This is a genomic window from Actinomycetota bacterium (genome assembly GCA_040757835.1).
In the GTDB taxonomy this organism is placed as follows: domain Bacteria; phylum Actinomycetota; class Geothermincolia; order Geothermincolales; family RBG-13-55-18; genus SURF-21.
Genome location: JBFLWJ010000001.1, coordinates 260,145 through 275,468 on the forward strand (window position 1 = coordinate 260,145; position 15,324 = coordinate 275,468).

Annotated in this window: 13 protein-coding genes and 1 riboswitch; all 13 genes read left to right on the plus strand. The window is 65.2% G+C overall.

What is annotated here, in order from left to right; genetic code table 11:
• Positions 1 to 390: 390 nt before the first annotated feature.
• Positions 391 to 1,452: a cell division protein FtsZ gene (gene ftsZ / locus AB1384_01180; protein ID MEW6552885.1), complete on the plus strand. Its 1,062-nt coding sequence runs from the start codon at positions 391 to 393 to the stop codon at positions 1,450 to 1,452.
• A gap of 226 nt (positions 1,453 to 1,678) precedes the next feature.
• Complete coding sequence (locus AB1384_01185) at positions 1,679 to 3,532, plus strand: TIGR03960 family B12-binding radical SAM protein (GenBank protein ID MEW6552886.1); 1,854 nt, start codon at positions 1,679 to 1,681, stop codon at positions 3,530 to 3,532.
• 2 nt (positions 3,533 to 3,534) lie between these two features.
• Entirely contained in the window at positions 3,535 to 4,131 is a 597-nt protein-coding gene (locus tag AB1384_01190) for a TIGR03936 family radical SAM-associated protein (protein MEW6552887.1), read from the plus strand.
• An 82-nt stretch (positions 4,132 to 4,213) separates the two neighbouring features.
• Complete coding sequence (locus AB1384_01195; protein ID MEW6552888.1) at positions 4,214 to 5,494, plus strand: Rne/Rng family ribonuclease; 1,281 nt, start codon at positions 4,214 to 4,216, stop codon at positions 5,492 to 5,494.
• A 15-nt stretch (positions 5,495 to 5,509) separates the two neighbouring features.
• A complete protein-coding gene (locus AB1384_01200; GenBank protein MEW6552889.1) occupies positions 5,510 to 6,187 on the plus strand; it encodes a sortase in 678 nt (225 codons plus the stop codon).
• A gap of 385 nt (positions 6,188 to 6,572) precedes the next feature.
• Positions 6,573 to 6,662, plus strand: a riboswitch (cyclic di-GMP riboswitch).
• A gap of 118 nt (positions 6,663 to 6,780) precedes the next feature.
• A complete protein-coding gene (locus AB1384_01205; GenBank protein ID MEW6552890.1) occupies positions 6,781 to 8,601 on the plus strand; it encodes a DUF5719 family protein in 1,821 nt (606 codons plus the stop codon).
• A gap of 124 nt (positions 8,602 to 8,725) precedes the next feature.
• A complete protein-coding gene (gene rplU, locus AB1384_01210; protein MEW6552891.1) occupies positions 8,726 to 9,097 on the plus strand; it encodes a 50S ribosomal protein L21 in 372 nt (123 codons plus the stop codon).
• Positions 9,098 to 9,122: 25 nt separating this feature from the next.
• Complete coding sequence (rpmA, locus tag AB1384_01215; GenBank protein MEW6552892.1) at positions 9,123 to 9,377, plus strand: 50S ribosomal protein L27; 255 nt, start codon at positions 9,123 to 9,125, stop codon at positions 9,375 to 9,377.
• A 182-nt stretch (positions 9,378 to 9,559) separates the two neighbouring features.
• On the plus strand, positions 9,560 to 10,840 hold the full coding sequence (obgE, locus tag AB1384_01220) for a GTPase ObgE (GenBank protein ID MEW6552893.1): 1,281 nt from the start codon (positions 9,560 to 9,562) through the stop codon (positions 10,838 to 10,840).
• A 53-nt stretch (positions 10,841 to 10,893) separates the two neighbouring features.
• The gene (proB, locus tag AB1384_01225) at positions 10,894 to 12,033 is read left to right on the plus strand and encodes a glutamate 5-kinase (GenBank protein MEW6552894.1); all 1,140 of its coding nucleotides are present in this window, start codon (positions 10,894 to 10,896) and stop codon (positions 12,031 to 12,033) included.
• A gap of 66 nt (positions 12,034 to 12,099) precedes the next feature.
• A complete protein-coding gene (locus AB1384_01230) occupies positions 12,100 to 13,347 on the plus strand; it encodes a glutamate-5-semialdehyde dehydrogenase (GenBank protein ID MEW6552895.1) in 1,248 nt (415 codons plus the stop codon).
• A gap of 1 nt (position 13,348) precedes the next feature.
• Complete coding sequence (gene nadD / locus AB1384_01235; GenBank protein ID MEW6552896.1) at positions 13,349 to 13,978, plus strand: nicotinate-nucleotide adenylyltransferase; 630 nt, start codon at positions 13,349 to 13,351, stop codon at positions 13,976 to 13,978.
• Positions 13,975 to 15,270, plus strand: coding sequence for a LytR C-terminal domain-containing protein (locus AB1384_01240; protein ID MEW6552897.1), 1,296 nt, complete (start codon positions 13,975 to 13,977; stop codon positions 15,268 to 15,270). The genes nadD and AB1384_01240 overlap by 4 nt, the downstream gene beginning before the upstream one ends.
• Positions 15,271 to 15,324: the final 54 nt, after the last annotated feature.

The following is a 15,324-nucleotide window of genomic DNA, read 5'->3' on the forward strand; positions in this document are numbered from 1 at the left end:
GGCTATTTTACAAGTATAATGTTACCGTTAAGGTATAATAATCCAGGAGACGCCCGGGAGAGCTGGGTGGGCCGGGAAAGGAAGCACGGGCGGCAACGTGAAGGGCGCTACGCATAGATGGAGCTTAAAGGCCCTTTGTTGCGGGGCAAAGAGATTGGCTGGCACGAGATTGGCGGAGGGTCGAATCGAGCAGACCGCCGGACTGGAAAAAGTATGAAGAAAGGCCGGCGGCGGGAAGGAGTTGAAGAGACGCTTGTCGTAGATTAGAGAGGATGTATGGCGGGGATCCATCCCGTACTGGAAATAGAAGAGTTTAAAGTATTGGTTTAGACTTTGAAAACGCGCCTCACGGGTTTTGCGAAGGGGCAATGGATAAAGGAGGGACTGGAAATGCCGGAGACCGCAACCAATTACCTGGCGGTAATCAAGGTGGTCGGTGTGGGGGGTGGCGGGACCAACGCCATCAACCGCATGATCGATGCCGGGCTCAAGGGAGTGGAGTTCGTGGCAATCAACACCGACGCACAAGCCCTCCTCATGTCCGACGCCGATGTCAAGGTGTATATCGGCGGCAACATCACCCGCGGGTTGGGGGCAGGCTCCAACCCGGAGGTCGGTGAGCAAGCGGCGCTGGAGAACAAAGAGGCGGTGTCGGAGTCCATCAAGGGCGCGGACATGGTCTTCATCACCGCGGGTAAGGGGGGCGGCACCGGGACGGGGGCATCTCCCATCGTAGCGGAGATCGCCAAGGAACAGGGAGCCCTGACCATCGGCGTGGTGACCCGCCCGTTCTCATTCGAGGGCCGCAAGAGGGCACAGCAGGCGGAGGCGGGGATTGAAAAACTCAAGGACAAGGTGGACACGCTGATCATCATCCCCAACGACCGTCTCCTGGAGGTCGCGGAGCAGAAGACCTCGATCCTCAACGCCTTCCGTATGGCCGACGACATCCTGCGCCAGGGCGTGCAGGGCATCACCGACCTCATCACCGTGCCGGGTCTGATCAACCTGGACTTCGCTGACGTAAGGACGATCATGTCCAACGCGGGTTCGGCGCTCATGGGCATCGGCGTGGGCACCGGAGAGAACCGCGCCTCGGAGGCGGCCCGCGCGGCCATCTCGAGCCCGCTGCTCGAGGCCTCCATCGAGGGGGCCAAGGGGATCCTGCTCAACATCTCGGGCGGGACGGACCTGGGCCTCTTCGAGGTCAACGAGGCGGCGGAGATCATCGCCAGCGTTGCGGACCCCGACGCGAACATCATCTTCGGCGCGGTGATCGACGATTCGCTGGGTGATGAGCTCAAGGTGACGGTGATCGCCACCGGGTTCGAGTTCGGCACCATCCCGCAACAGCCGGGACGCCGGCCCACGAGGACGGAGGCACCACCCGAGAAGACCATGGTCTTCGAGTCCGAGGAGCTGGACATCCCGGTATTCCTGCGCAACAAGTAGACGATCCCGGGCGCGGGTAGCCGGCCACCCCTTCAACCGGTCCAGCACCGGATAAGCGTCGTGCGTGAGGCGGCCACAGGCCGCCTTTTATTTACGGTGGGTCAGCGCTGTGAAGTTTCCGAGGGTCACGGCCTGACGTCCGGGAAGCATTAAAAGACGGGTATCAGGCCGGGCCGATAGGAACCGGCCCGGCGGCTGACACGCCGGTGAACGATGGAGGAGAGGTTTGATAAGGGAGACGGAAGGTTTCCTCGGGGAGGAGCTGGCGGGGGTCACCCGCCCGGGACGATATCTGGGAATCGAGGTGAACGCCTACCGCAAGCCGTTCGGCAGCGCCGCGGTCACGTGCGCCCTCGTCTATCCGGACGCCTACGAGATAGGCATGTCCCATCTCGGGCTCTCCATCCTATACGAGGAGATCAATGAGAGGGAAGACGCCATGGCGGACCGCGCCTACCTCCCCTGGGTGGACATGCAGGAGGCCATGGAGCGCCGGGGCGCCGTGCTATACGGGCTCGAGAGCCGCGTCCCCCTGGCGGAGTTCGACATCCTGGGCATCACCCTCCAGCACGAGCTGACCTTCGCCAACGTGGTCAGGGTCCTTGGCCTGGCGGGTATGGCCGCGCTCGCGGCGGAGCGCGGCGAAGACGCCCCCCTGGTGGTGGGGGGAGGACCGGGGGCCTATAACCCTGAGCCCGTGGCGGGACTCTTCGACATCATCGTGCTCGGCGAGGGAGAGGAGATCATCCACGAGCTCATAGACCTCGTGAAGGACTGGAAGAAAAAGGGTGGGGGAAGCCGAGAGGGACTGGTGCGGGAGTGCGCCGCCTTACCCGGCGTCTATGTTCCTTCCCTCTACAACGTGAGCTACCTGGCGAGCGGCGAGATCGCCGCGGTGGAGCCCGTACCCGGCGCGCCCTTTCCCGTGCGCAAGCGCCTGCTCGCGGACCTCGCATCCAGGCGTCTGCCCAGGCGCCCGGTGATCCCGCTGGTGGAGCCGGTGCACGACCGCTGCAGCCTGGAGGTGTTCCGGGGATGCACGCGGGGATGCCGGTTCTGCCAGGCTGGGATGGTCTACCGTCCGGTGCGCGAGAGACCGGAGGAGATGCTCTACGACTGGGCCTGGGAGCTGGTGCGCAACACTGGCTGTGACGAGATCTCTCTCTCCTCGCTCAACAGCGCCGACTACAGCCGCATCCTCGCCCTGGCCAAGCGGCTCTCCGACGAGATGGAGAGGAAGCACGTTGCCGTCTCGTTGCCCTCACTGCGTACGGACACCTTCTCGGTGGAGCTGGCGGCGCGGCTCAGGCGCGTCAAGCGCACCGGGCTCACCTTCGCCCCGGAGGCCGCCTCGCCCCGCCTGCGCGCGAGCATGAACAAGGGGGTCTCGGATGAGGACCTGCTGGCGGCGGTCGCCGCCGCGTACCGCGAGGGATGGAGGAAGGTCAAACTCTACTTCATGGTGGGTCTCCCGGGGGAGAGCGAAGATGACGTGGAAGAGATCTGTGTCCTGGTGAGGCGCATCATGCGCGAGGGGGACGGTGGGGGACCGGCCCGGGGCCTGCGCCTGGCGGTGAGCGTCTCCACTTTCGTCCCCAAGGCGCATACACCGCTGCAGTGGGCGCGCCAGATGTCGCTGCCCGAGATAGCCCGCCGCCACTTCCTGCTCAGAGATGGACTGCACATAAAAGGGGTCACCCTGAGGTGGCACATGCGGGAGATGAGCTACCTGGAGGGGGTACTGGCGCGGGGCGACCGCAGGCTCCTGCCGGCGGTGATGGCCGCTTCGCGCGAAGGGTGCCTGGACAGCTGGAGCGAGTTCTTCTCGTGGGAGCGCTGGCAGAGGGCCATGGCCGCGTCCGGGGTAGACGCGGCCTGGTACACGGAGAGGGAGCGCCCGCGCTCCGAAGTACTGCCGTGGGACCACCTGCATGCCGGGGTGGACAGGGATTTCCTCTGGGAAGAGTACGAGAAGGCCCGCCGGGGAGAGGAGACGCCCGACTGCCGCACGGCGGAATGCGGCGACTGCGGGGCCTGCTCCGAACCGGGAACACGAGTACGTCTGGCGGGGGGTGAGTGAGTGTGAGGAGGCTGCTCCTGAAATATCGCAAGCAGGACGGTGCGGCACTCCTTTCCCACCGCGAGGCGATGCGCGCCATGGAGATGGCGCTGCGGCGGTGCGAGCTGCCCATGGTGTTCAGCGAGGGCTTCAGCCCGCGGCCGCGCATGAGTTTCTCGCCCGCCCTGCCCCTGGGGGTGGCCGCGGAGGCGGAGTACCTCGAGGTGGCCGTGGACGGTGAGGTTGACACGGACGAAGTGGCCGGCAAGATCAACCGCTTCCTGCCGCAGGGGCTTTACGTGAGCGAGGTGCAGCTGCTCGCCCCGAACATGCCCAAGCTCTCCCGCTGGGCACGCTACGGCCTGTTCCGTCTGGAGGGAGAGGGAGGGACGTCCTATCTCTTGCTGGCGTTGGCCGGAGAGAACCAGGGTAGACTGAAAGACGCCGTGCGCGCTCTGGCGGAGCAGCGCGGGGAGGCGGCTGGGCGCTATGCGGTGACCAGGGCAGGTCTATACGCTTCGCCGGAAGAAGTATTTGAGGACACGCGGGAGAGGGTCTTTTTCTACGATGGCTCGAAGGGGCGGCTGAAAGAGATACCGGATGAAGGCCGTACGCCGTGAGGGCTGCCGGATGGCGCGCCCGCAGTGCGCGGCCTGGATATTTGAGGAAAGGACAGGGGAGAGGATCCCCGGGTGAACGAGATTGAGTAGCAGGAGAAGAGGACATCGCAGGCCGGCGAAACCGCCTGACCCCCGCAAGGAGATAGTGGTAGCGAGCTATCAAAAGGAGACGCGGGTGGCGGTGCTCGAAGACGGGGCGCTGCAGGAGATCTTCGTGAGCCATGAGGACCGCCGCTCCATAGTGGGGGACATCTACAAGGGCAGGGTCCAGAACGTCCTGCCGGGCATGGAGGCGGCTTTCGTGGACATCGGGCACAACCGCAATGCCCTGCTCTACGTGGGGGACATCTTCGTGGACGGCCCGCGGCAGCGGGAGCGCCAGGACATCACCAAGATACTCAAGCAGGGCCAGGAGATCGTGGTGCAGGTGACCAAGGACCCCATGGGCAGCAAGGGGGCCCGCCTGACTACCTACATATCCCTGGCGGGCAGGTACCTGGTGCTGCTGCCGCAGGTGACCACGGTGGGCATCTCCCACAAGCTCGGCGAGGAGGAGAGGGCGCGGCTGCGCAAAGTGGTCGAGGAGGTACGCCCCAAGGACGTCGGCATCATAGTGCGCACCGTGGCCCGGGACGCCGAAGCGGCGGAACTGAGGAAGAGCCTTACCTACCTGAACAAGGTGTGGAGACAGGTACACCGCGCCGCCGAAAAGAAACGCGCCCCGGCCATGCTCTACCAGGAGCCGGAACTGGAGCTCAAGGTGGTGAGGGACCTCATGGATGCGAGCTTCGACCGTATCCTGGTCGATTCGCACCGCTCCTTCCGGCGCATCAAGCATTACCTCAGGCTGGTCGCCCCGGAGCTGGCGGAGCGCGTGGTGCGTTATGCGGACGAGAAACCGGTATTCGAGGCGCTGGATATCAACCGCCAGATCGTAGACGCGTTGAGCCGCAGCGTGCCCCTGCCCTCCGGCGGTTCCATCGTCATCGATTCCACCGAGGCCCTTACGGCCATCGATGTCAACACCGGCAGGTATGTGGGCAACAAGTCCCTGGAGGAGACCGTCCTGCGCACCAACATCGAGGCGGTCACGGAGGTGGTGCGACAACTGAGGCTGCGCGACATCGGGGGCATCATAGTCATCGACTTCATAGACATGAACGAGGCCAAGAACCGCCGCGCCGTGCTCAAGGCGCTCAACCAGGAACTGGAAAAGGACCGCACCAAGACCTACGTGGTCGAGCTCACCAGGCTCGGCCTGGTCGAGATGACCCGCAAGAACGTCTCCGAAGGCCTCATCGAGGCCTTCGGGGAGAAATGCCCCACGTGCCACGGGCGCGGCATAGTCTTCCGGGAACCGTGAGCGGAGGAGGCCCACATGAGCGGGGATGACGTCAACACGGAAGGGCTCGCGGACGGGCCACATCCGGAGGGTGCCGAGGCTCCGGCACGAGGAAAGCGGCGGCGCAAGGGCAAGGTACTCATCATCGTCGGCGTCTCGCTGGTGCTCGCGGGACTGTTGTCCCTGGCCGGCATCTACCTCTATATCTACTACACGGACCGCCAGGCCGCGCGGGCACAGGGCGAACTGATGCGGCAATGGGAGGAGAACCCGGTGCCCTCCGAGGAGGGAGACGTGGCGGTGGGGGACGGCATCGCCCGCATCATCTCGGAGCGCATGGGGCTCGACGCCATCGTGGTCGAGCTGTGGGGGCTGGACGATGCGGAAAACCTCAAGCGCGGCCCCGGCCACATCCCCGGGACCGCCTATCCGGGACAGCCCGGCAACTCCGTCATCTCCGGCCACCGTACCACCTACGGCGCGCCATTCCGCCACATCGAGCAGCTGGTGCCCGGAGACGAGATCATCCTCATCACCGCCAAGAACCGTTACGTCTACGAGGTCTACGAGCAGCGCATCGTCCTGCCCACCGACCTCACGGTCCTGGAGCAGACGGGGGAGCCCAAACTCACCCTCACCGCCTGCCATCCCTGGTACAGCGCCGCGCAGCGCATCGTGGTCATCTCGAGGCTGGTCAGAAGCGAGCCCCTCTGAGCCCCGCGCCCACCGCCGGGGCAGCCGGAACGGGCGGGCGGCCCCTGATGGGAACACAAGGATTTTGAGCTGCATTTCTATGGACAAAGGAAAGACCGGAAAGTGGGCAGGCTTCCCGGTCATGGCCAAAACTCACTCGGCGTAGATATTTTGGCAATATTGGTATCGGCCTTATCTGCACGTTACTTTAGGGCTTTTTTCGTCCATCTGCCGTTCCCCCCGGTTGAGGTCCCCGGCGGCAACTCGCTTGCAGGCCCTGGCGGGACGTGGAATCGTTTCAAGACCGGCCTTCTCCGGGGGCGTTGAATATATATGATCTGACCCCTCAAGTATTCCATACAAGATGTCGATAGAATATCCGAACATTGAGAACCGAATATCCCTAAGGTGATAAAGGCAAACTCTTCCGAAAGGAGAGGGCGCAAAGCCATGGGTCTAAGGTCACGGGAGTGACTAAGATCGCCAGGCTGCCGCCTCACAAGCGAAGCCCTTTCCGCCCCGGTGGTTAGGGCGGTTTCGTTTTCAGGCAACAAAATGGGCAGACAAGTGGAAGATTTGCCACGAGACCTCAGGGACAAAAGGGGAGAACCAAAATGAGAGGGCTCACTCGGTGGCAGAAAGACGCAGCGACGTTCTTCGGCGCATTGTTCCTCACGCTGGCCATCCTGCAGCCGCTGATGCTCGGACCGGGCACGGCGGTGGCGGCGGTCATCACCTCCAACGAGGAAGCGCGCATGATCCAACTGGTCAACCAGGCACGCAACAGCGCCGGGCTGCCTTCCCTGTATCCGGAACAGCAGCTCACGGACATGGCCCGCAGCTATTCCAGCGAGATGTACTTGTATAACTTCTTCTCGCACGTCTCACCGGTCTCGGGCACACTGCAGCAGCGCATCTCGGCCCGGGGCATCACGGGGTGGACCCTTGCCGGAGAGAACATCGCCAAGGCGCCCAGCGTAGACGTGGCCTTTCAGGCCCTCATGAACAGCCCCTCCCACCGGGAGAACATCCTGCGGCGCGATTTCAACTGCATCGGCATCGGGGTGGTGCAGGGCGGCAACTGCCTCTACATCACCCAGGAGTTCATGTGTTTCTCGCCGGTCCCGGCCAGCGCCGACCGTAACCCCGCTCCTGCCCCGGCGCCCCCACCACCGCCGGACAGCTTCGATTCCTACTTGCTGCTCATGAACCCCAATGACGGGACGGCACAGGTAGAGGTGACCTTCCAGGGCGAGGACGGATCGTGCAAGAGCTTCAGCTACACCATCGCGGGGCACAGCCGCTTCACGGTGCCGGTACGGGAGACCATGGGCAGCGGATCGTTTTCCACCGACGTCAAGAGCGACGTGCCTGTACTGGCCGAGCGGGCCATGTATTTCCGTTATGCCGGGAGGACCGGTGGCCACGACTCCATCGGGGCCGGGGAGCCCTCGAACACCTGGTTCTTCGCGGAGGGCTACACCGGAGACACCTTCGACACCTGGGTGCTGCTGCAGAACCCCAGCGACTCCGCGGCCACGGTCACCCTGAGCTTCATGCGCCCCGACGGAGGGAGCATCACCAAGCAGGTGACGGTTGAGCCGCGCCGCCGCTACAGCGTGCACGTGGACGACGTCCCCGGGCTTGAGGCGAGCGAGGTCTCCACGCAGGTCACCTCCAACATCCCCATCGTCGCCGAGCGGGCCATGTATTTCAACTACGCCGGCAACGACGGCGGCCACGATTCCATCGGGGCCAGCTCCACCTCGAACACCTGGTTCTTCGCGGAGGGCTACACCGGAGACACCTTCGACACCTGGGTGCTGCTGCAGAACCCCAACGACGGTACGGCCACCGTGGACCTGGAGTTCATGAAGGAAGACGGGTCGGTGATCTCCAAGAAGGTGAGCGTGGCGGGGCGCAGGCGCCTGAGCGTGCACGTGGACGAGGTGCCGGGCCTGGCGGCGGCGAGCGTCTCCACCAGCGTGGATTCCGACCTGCCCATCGTCGCCGAGCGATCCATGTACTTCAACTACCAGGGGAGGAAGGGTGGGCACGCCACCATGGGCGCGCCTGCCGCCAACCAGCAGTGGTATGTGGCGGAGGGCTTCACGGGAGGGGAGTTCGACGAGTACGTGCTCCTGCTCAACCCGGGCGATGAGGCCGCCAGCGTGGACGTCCTGTTCATGCGTCCCGACGGCCTGACGGTGAGCCGCGAGGTGGAGATGAGGCCTCACTCCCGCCACACCATCCATGTCGACGAGATCGAGAACCTGGGGGCCACCGACGTGAGCACCAAGGTGACCTCGGAAAGACCCATCGTCGTCGAACTGGCCCAGTACTTCAACTTCAACGGGCTCACGGACGGCAACAACGCCATAGGATCCTGCCAGCCCTCGACCACATGGTATTTCGCCGAGGGTTGTGTCAGATAAGACCGGTTGAAGGCTTCATAGCAGGGGCCGCCCGCTCATCGGGCGGCCCCTCAACATCTACTTTACAGGGGTTTTTGGCCGTGTTAGTGTATTTAGCTGTGATAAAATAGCCGTGGAGGTAGGCATGTACGCAGTGATAGAGACGGGCGGTAAACAGTACCGCGTGGAGAAGGGAACGCTAATCCGGGTCGAGAAGCTCGACCTGGACGAGGGCGATAAGGTCGTCTTCGACCGCGTGATCCTCGCCAGCAACGAGGGCAAGGTTGTGGCGGGACCGGAGGCCGAGAAGGTCAAGGTCGAGGGCACCGTGGTCCGCCAGGGCAAGGGGAGAAAGGTCATCGTCTTCAAGTACAAGCCCAAGAAGGGTTATCATCGCAAGCAGGGCCACCGCCAGCTCTTTACGGAGGTGCGGGTGGACAAGATCAGTGGCGGCCCACGTGCCGGCCGGTCGAAAAAGGACAAGGGCGAGACGGAGGCGGAGGCCGGGACCGAGTGAGCGTCGCGGAAGAGGTGGTGTAGAGATGTCCAGCAAAAAAGGCGTCGGCAGTTCCCGCAACGGACGGGACAGCCATTCCAAGCGGCTGGGGGCCAAGAGCTTCGGCGGCCAGTACGTAACCGGAGGCTCCATCCTCGTGCGGCAACGGGGGACCAAGGTAAAGCCCGGTGAGAACGTCGGGGTGGGGAGGGACTACACCCTCTTCGCGAAAGTTGACGGTTACGTGAAGTATCACAGAAGTGGCGACAGGCAGTTTGTGAGCGTTCTTCCGGCGGAATAGTGGCGCTGTTCCGCCGCGGTCATGGCATCGACGTGGTCCCGGCACGGCCGGGACTTTTATTTTCGGCCGGGCCTGGGGGTCAGGCCCGGAAATCGGCCGGGAGACTGACACGGGAAGATAGACGGGTATCAGGCCTGGCCTCTTGGAGTTGGCCAGGCGACTGGCACGCCGGGAGAGAGAGCATGTTCATCGACGAGGTGGAGATATTCGTACGCGGCGGCGACGGAGGAAGCGGCTGTGCCAGCTTCCACCGCGAGAAGTTCCGCCCCCTGGGGGGCCCCGATGGGGGGGACGGGGCCAGGGGGGGCTCGGTGGTCTTGCGCGCCTCCGAGAGCGTAAACACCCTTGTCGAATATACCCGGCGACGCCATTTCCGCGCCGAGCGGGGAGGGAGCGGGGCCAGCAACAACTGTCACGGGGCGGCGGGAAAGGACCTCGTGCTGGCGGTACCGGTGGGGACACAGGCCAGGGACGAAAACGGCGTGATGCTGGCCGACCTCTCGCGCGCCGGCAAGGAGGCGGTTGTGGCGCGGGGGGGCAGGGGAGGACGGGGCAACGCCTCCTTTACCACGCCGGCACGGCGCGCGCCGGACTTCTCCGAGAGGGGGGAGCCGGGAGAGGAAAGAAGAATAAGGCTCGAGCTGAAGCTCCTCGCCGACGTGGGAGTGGTAGGATTTCCCAACGTGGGCAAGTCGACGCTTATCTCGCGCATCTCGGCTGCCAGGCCGCGCATTGCCGACTACCCTTTCACCACCCTGGAGCCGGTGCTTGGCGTAGTGCGTCCCGGCGAGGACGTCAGCTTCGTCATCTCCGACCTGCCGGGGCTCATCGAGGGCGCCCACGAGGGCAAGGGGCTGGGCCTGAGGTTCCTGCGCCACGTGGAGAGGACGGTCGTCCTCCTCCACCTCCTGGACGTCTCCCAGGCCGCGGAGAGGCCTCCGGCGCAAGCCCTCCAGGTCCTGCTCGAGGAGCTGTCTTCCTACAGTCCGCGCCTGCTGCAGCGCCCCCAGGTGGTGGCGGCCAACAAGACCGACGTCGCCGATGACCTGTATGTGGAGGAGGCCAGGGCGGCGGCTGCCGCGCGGGGATGGGATTTCTTTGCCATCTCTGCCGTCACCGGGGAAGGGGTCTCCGGCCTGATATGGAGGATTGCGGAGATGGTGGAGGCGGCGCGCGGCGAGGAGGTACCCGGGATCCCCGAAGAGAGGACCCTCTATACTTTCGATCCCGTGCGGGAGCGCGGCTTCCAGGTAGTGCGCGAGGAAGAGGGGTTCCATGTGCTGGGGGACCGGGTAGAGCAGCTCCTGCGCGCCCTGGATATCAGCAACCCCCAGGCCCTCGCCTACGTGCAGGGGCGGCTGAAGAGGATGGGGGTCGAGGACGAGCTGGCCAGGCAGGGCGCGCAGGAGGGCGACACGGTGATAATCGGGGACTACGTCTTCGATTTCCTGCCCGAGCCATGAGGCACGTTATAGAATGTGAGGAGAGGGAAGACGGTGGTGGACAGGAGCGGCAGTTGAGCCCCAGGAAAAGGTATATCGACGCCAGGCGCGTGGTGGTTAAGGTGGGCACTTACACCCTCAGTGACGCCGCGGGTCGCCTGGACCGCTCGCACATGGAGGACCTGGTGGAGCAGGTGGCCTCCCTGCGCGCCGCGGGGCTCGAGGTGATACTGGTCTCCTCGGGGGCCATCGCCGCGGGGGTGGAGCTGCTGGGGCTGCCGGAGCGCCCCCAGGACATCCCCTCCCTGCAGGCGGCCTCCTCGGTGGGACAGGGAGAGCTGCTGCACCTCTACAGCAGCTTCTTCGCCGAGCGCGGCATCCTGGTGGGGCAGGTGCTGTTCACGCAGTACGATTTCGCCCACCGCCAGCAGTACCTCAACGCTCGCAATGCCTTCCGGCGCCTGCTGGAACAGGGGGTGGTGCCGCTGGTCAACGAGAACGACACCGTGGCGGTGGAGGAGATCCGCTTCGGCGACAACGACCGCCTGGCCGCCCTGGTCGCGGTGCTCACCGAGGCCGACCTGCTCATCATGCTCTCGGACATCAAGGGCCTCTTCACCGCCGACCCCAAGAAGGACAACGCGGCCCGCCTCATCCACGAGGTTGAGAGGATAACCCCGGAGATGATCGCCGCGGCCGGCAGGGCCGTCGAGGAGCACTCATCGGGAGGCATGAGCGCCAAGCTGGAGGCGGCCCGTATCGCTACCGCCTCCGGCATCGGCGTGGTCATAGCCCGCGGACGCGATCCCGGGGTGCTCTCCGCCATCATCGGGGGGAGGCTGGTCGGGACTTTCTTCCACCCCAGCAAGAAGAGGCTGCGCGACCAGAAGCACTGGATAGCCTTTGGGGCCAGGCCCCGCGGCACCGTCGTCATCGATGCCGGGGCCCGCGATGCCATACTACACGGGGGCAAGAGCCTGCTCCCGGCGGGGGTGGTCGAGTGCAAAGGGAACTTCGCTCCCGGCGACGCCGTCGAGGTTATCGACGAGGGCGGAAAAAGGGTGGCGCGTGGCCTGTGCGGCCTCTCGGCGCGGGAGCTCGACGGCGTGAAGGGGCTGCGCAGCAGGGATGCGGCACGCCTGCTGGGGGACGAACGCGGTGAGGAGGTCATCCACCGCGACTACCTGGTCATCGTGGAGAAGGAAGAACCGTAGGTCGGGGACGGCAGGAAATCGGCGCCGCACACCTAAGATAGATATGTAAAGAGGACGGAGGTCAGCATGAGCGTAGTGGAGGAGCTTGGAGCCAGGGCGGTGAAGGCCGCGCGCGAGCTGGCCGTGGCGACGGCGGAGCGTAAGAACCGTGGCCTGGAGGAGATGGCCGCCGCGTTGACCTCCCATACGCCGGAGATCCTGGCCGCAAACGAAGAAGACCGCCGGGCAGGGCAGGAGAGCGGCATCTCGGGCACCCTCCTGGACCGCCTCACCCTAACCGGGAAGAGGGTGGAGGAGATGGCCCGGGGACTGCGGGAAGTGGCCGCCCTCACCGACCCGGTGGGGGAGATCGTTGAGGGCTGGAACCTTCCCAACGGCCTGGAGGTCCGCAAGGTCCGGGTCCCCCTGGGCGTGGTGGGCATCATCTACGAGGCGCGCCCCAACGTGACCGTAGACGCCGCCGGCCTGTGCTTGAAGTCCGGCAACGCTGTCATCCTGCGCGGCAGCTCCTCGGCGATCAACTCCAATCGCCTGCTCGCCGAGGTCATCGCGGGGGCGGCGGAGGGCGCCGGGCTGCCCGCCGGCAGCATCCAGCTCATCCCGCTCACCGACCGCGAGTCGGCCAGGGAGCTCATGCGCCTGCGCGGCTGCGTGGACGTGCTCATCCCGCGCGGCGGGGCGGGCCTCATCCGCACCGTGGTCGAGGAGAGCACCGTGCCGGTCATCGAGACCGGGGTGGGGAACTGCCACACCTACGTGGACGCCTCGGCCGACCTGGGGATGGCCGAGAGGATCGTGCTCAACGCCAAGACGCAGAGGCCCGGGGTATGCAACGCCATGGAGACCATGCTGGTGCACGAGGCGGTGGCCGCCGAGTTCCTGCCCAGCGCCGCGCAGGCCCTTACGGAGCGTGGTGTACGTCTGCGCGGATGCGAGCGCACGCGCGAGATCCTGCCCGTGGCGGAGGCCGCGACGGAGGACGACTGGTACGAGGAGTACCTGGACCTCGTCCTGGCCGTGCGGGTGGTGCCGTCCCTGGACGACGCCATAGACCATATCAACACCTACGGCTCCAGGCACTCGGAGGCCATCGTCACCGCGGACCTGGAGGCGGCGCGCCGCTTTACCGCCAGGGTGGATTCCGCCGACGTCTACGTCAACGCCTCCACGCGTTTCACCGACGGCGGCCAGTTCGGGCTGGGGGCGGAGATCGGCATCTCCACCCAGAAACTGCACGCCCGTGGCCCCATGAGCCTGCGCGAACTCACCTCCACCAAGTTCATCATCTACGGCGACGGACAGGTGAGGTCCTGAGATGGGCAGGTTGAGACTGAAGCGTATCGGGGTGATGGGGGGCACCTTCGACCCCATCCATAACGGGCACCTGGTCACCGCGGAGGAGGCCTGGAGGCAGTTCCGCCTCGACCAGGTGCTCTTCGTGCCCAGCGGCCATCCGCCCCACAAGACTGACCGCGAGAGCCTGGACCCGGAGGACCGCTACCTCATGGCGGTCATCGCCACCGCGACCAACCCGCATTTCAAGGTCTCGCGCCTGGAGATCGACCGCGTCGGCCCCTCCTACACCATAGATACCGTGCGCGAGATGCACCGCGTATACGGCAGGAACACGGAGGTGTTCTTCATCACCGGCGCCGACGCCATCCTCGAGATCCTCACCTGGAAGGAGCCGGAGAAGGTGCTGCGGGAGGCCACCTTCATCGCCGCCACCCGCCCCGGCTACGACCTCAAGAGGCTCGAGGAATCCCTCCCCGAGGCAGAGAAGGAGCGGCACGCCACCGACCCCAGGGTGCTGGTGATGGAGATACCCGCCCTGGCCATCTCCTCCACCGATATCAGGAGCAGGGTGAAGGAAGGCAGGGCCATCACCTACTTGGTCCCCGAGGGCGTAGCGAGGTTCATCGAAAAGAACGGGTTCTATCTTTGAGCAGGAAGAAAGTGGAAGAGGAGAACGGCGCAGGCGTGGAGGGCAAGGCCCCGCTGTCCGAGAAGGAGAAGCTCTCGCGTCTGAACAAGCGGCACCAGAAGGAGGCCCGGAAGAAGAGGCGCGTCCTGCTGGTGGTGGTCCTCCTGGCGCTGTGCGTGCTCGCGGTCGGGGCCATCCTGGACATCCCCTACATCAACGTGGCCAGAGAGGCCGGCTCCTGGATCGGCGATCGCTTCGCTTCCCCCGATGACGGCGAGGAGGACGCCCCGGAGTACCTCTTCTTTACCGATCCCCAGAGCGCCGGTGAGTTCGAGGGCGAGGTGAGCGTTCTCCTGGGCGTCTACACCGGCACCGGGGCGCAGGCGGAAAGAGAGCTCATCTACCTCATGCTGTACACCTACGACCGCGACACGGGCGGCGGTGAGGCGTACCTCGTACCCGAGAGTTCGGTCGCCTACAACGCCTCCGGCCAGCAGGTCGACCTCGCGCGAACCCTGCGGGAAGAGGGGGGTGAGGACCTCCTGCGCTCCACCGTGAGCAACATAGCGGGAACGGAGGTGGATTACCTGCTGCTGGTTGAATTCTGGGAGGCTGTTAGGCTCTTGCAGGGGCTGGGACCCCCCGCCGCGGTCCTGGCGGAGAACACGGTGTTCGTAAACCCCGTCAACGGCGAGACCAACTTCCTCGTCGCGGGGCAGGAGGTGAAGGACGCCGACCGCCTGCTCTTCTACCTCATGGCCACCGACCGGTCCGATACCTGGGCGGCTTTCGACGCGCGCGGAGAGAGGGCCGGGACCTACCTGCCGGAGTTCTTCTACGCTCTCCAACCGTACGGCCTGGAAGAGCTGGGAGGGATGCTCTCCTCCCTGGGTGACGGCTACCTCCTGGACCCCGGCACCGGTTCGGCCACGGGGGACAGTGACTATATCGCCTCGATGCTGCAGGCCTTCGCCGGGCTGGACGGGGGGGCACTGGCCATCAAGGCGGTGCCGGCGGTGGAGGTCCTGAACGGCTGCGGTGTCCCCGACCTGGGAAAGAAGGTGGGGGACCGCCTGAACTCGCTTGGCGTTCCGGTGGCCGGTACGGGAGGCAACGCCAAAGTCACCGTAGACGGTGAGGAGATCAACGATTTCACCCACGAGGTCAGCACGATAATCTACCGCAGCGTGGACCCCAGGGCCGAGGCCTTCGCGCGCTACCTGGGGGTGCTGCTGACGGTGACGGACGTGGTCTCGGAACCGGGACCTGGCCCGGAGATCATCCTCATCGCGGGCAGGGACCTCGCGGTGTGATAATCTATAGTAGGAGGCGCGGGCCTCGATACGGAACGGGAAACTGGAGCCAGG

Bases quoted from the DNA above. Each gene is read 5' to 3' on its own strand.
- ftsZ (MEW6552885.1), top strand. From the start codon at position 391: ATGCCGGAGACCGCAACCAATTACCTGGCGGTAATCAAGGTGGTCGGT.
- AB1384_01200 (MEW6552889.1), top strand. From the start codon at position 5,510: ATGAGCGGGGATGACGTCAACACGGAAGGGCTCGCGGACGGGCCACAT.
- AB1384_01205 (MEW6552890.1), top strand. From the start codon at position 6,781: ATGAGAGGGCTCACTCGGTGGCAGAAAGACGCAGCGACGTTCTTCGGC.
- rplU (MEW6552891.1), top strand. From the start codon at position 8,726: ATGTACGCAGTGATAGAGACGGGCGGTAAACAGTACCGCGTGGAGAAG.
- rpmA (MEW6552892.1), top strand. From the start codon at position 9,123: ATGTCCAGCAAAAAAGGCGTCGGCAGTTCCCGCAACGGACGGGACAGC.
- obgE (MEW6552893.1), top strand. From the start codon at position 9,560: ATGTTCATCGACGAGGTGGAGATATTCGTACGCGGCGGCGACGGAGGA.
- AB1384_01230 (MEW6552895.1), top strand. From the start codon at position 12,100: ATGAGCGTAGTGGAGGAGCTTGGAGCCAGGGCGGTGAAGGCCGCGCGC.
- nadD (MEW6552896.1), top strand. From the start codon at position 13,349: ATGGGCAGGTTGAGACTGAAGCGTATCGGGGTGATGGGGGGCACCTTC.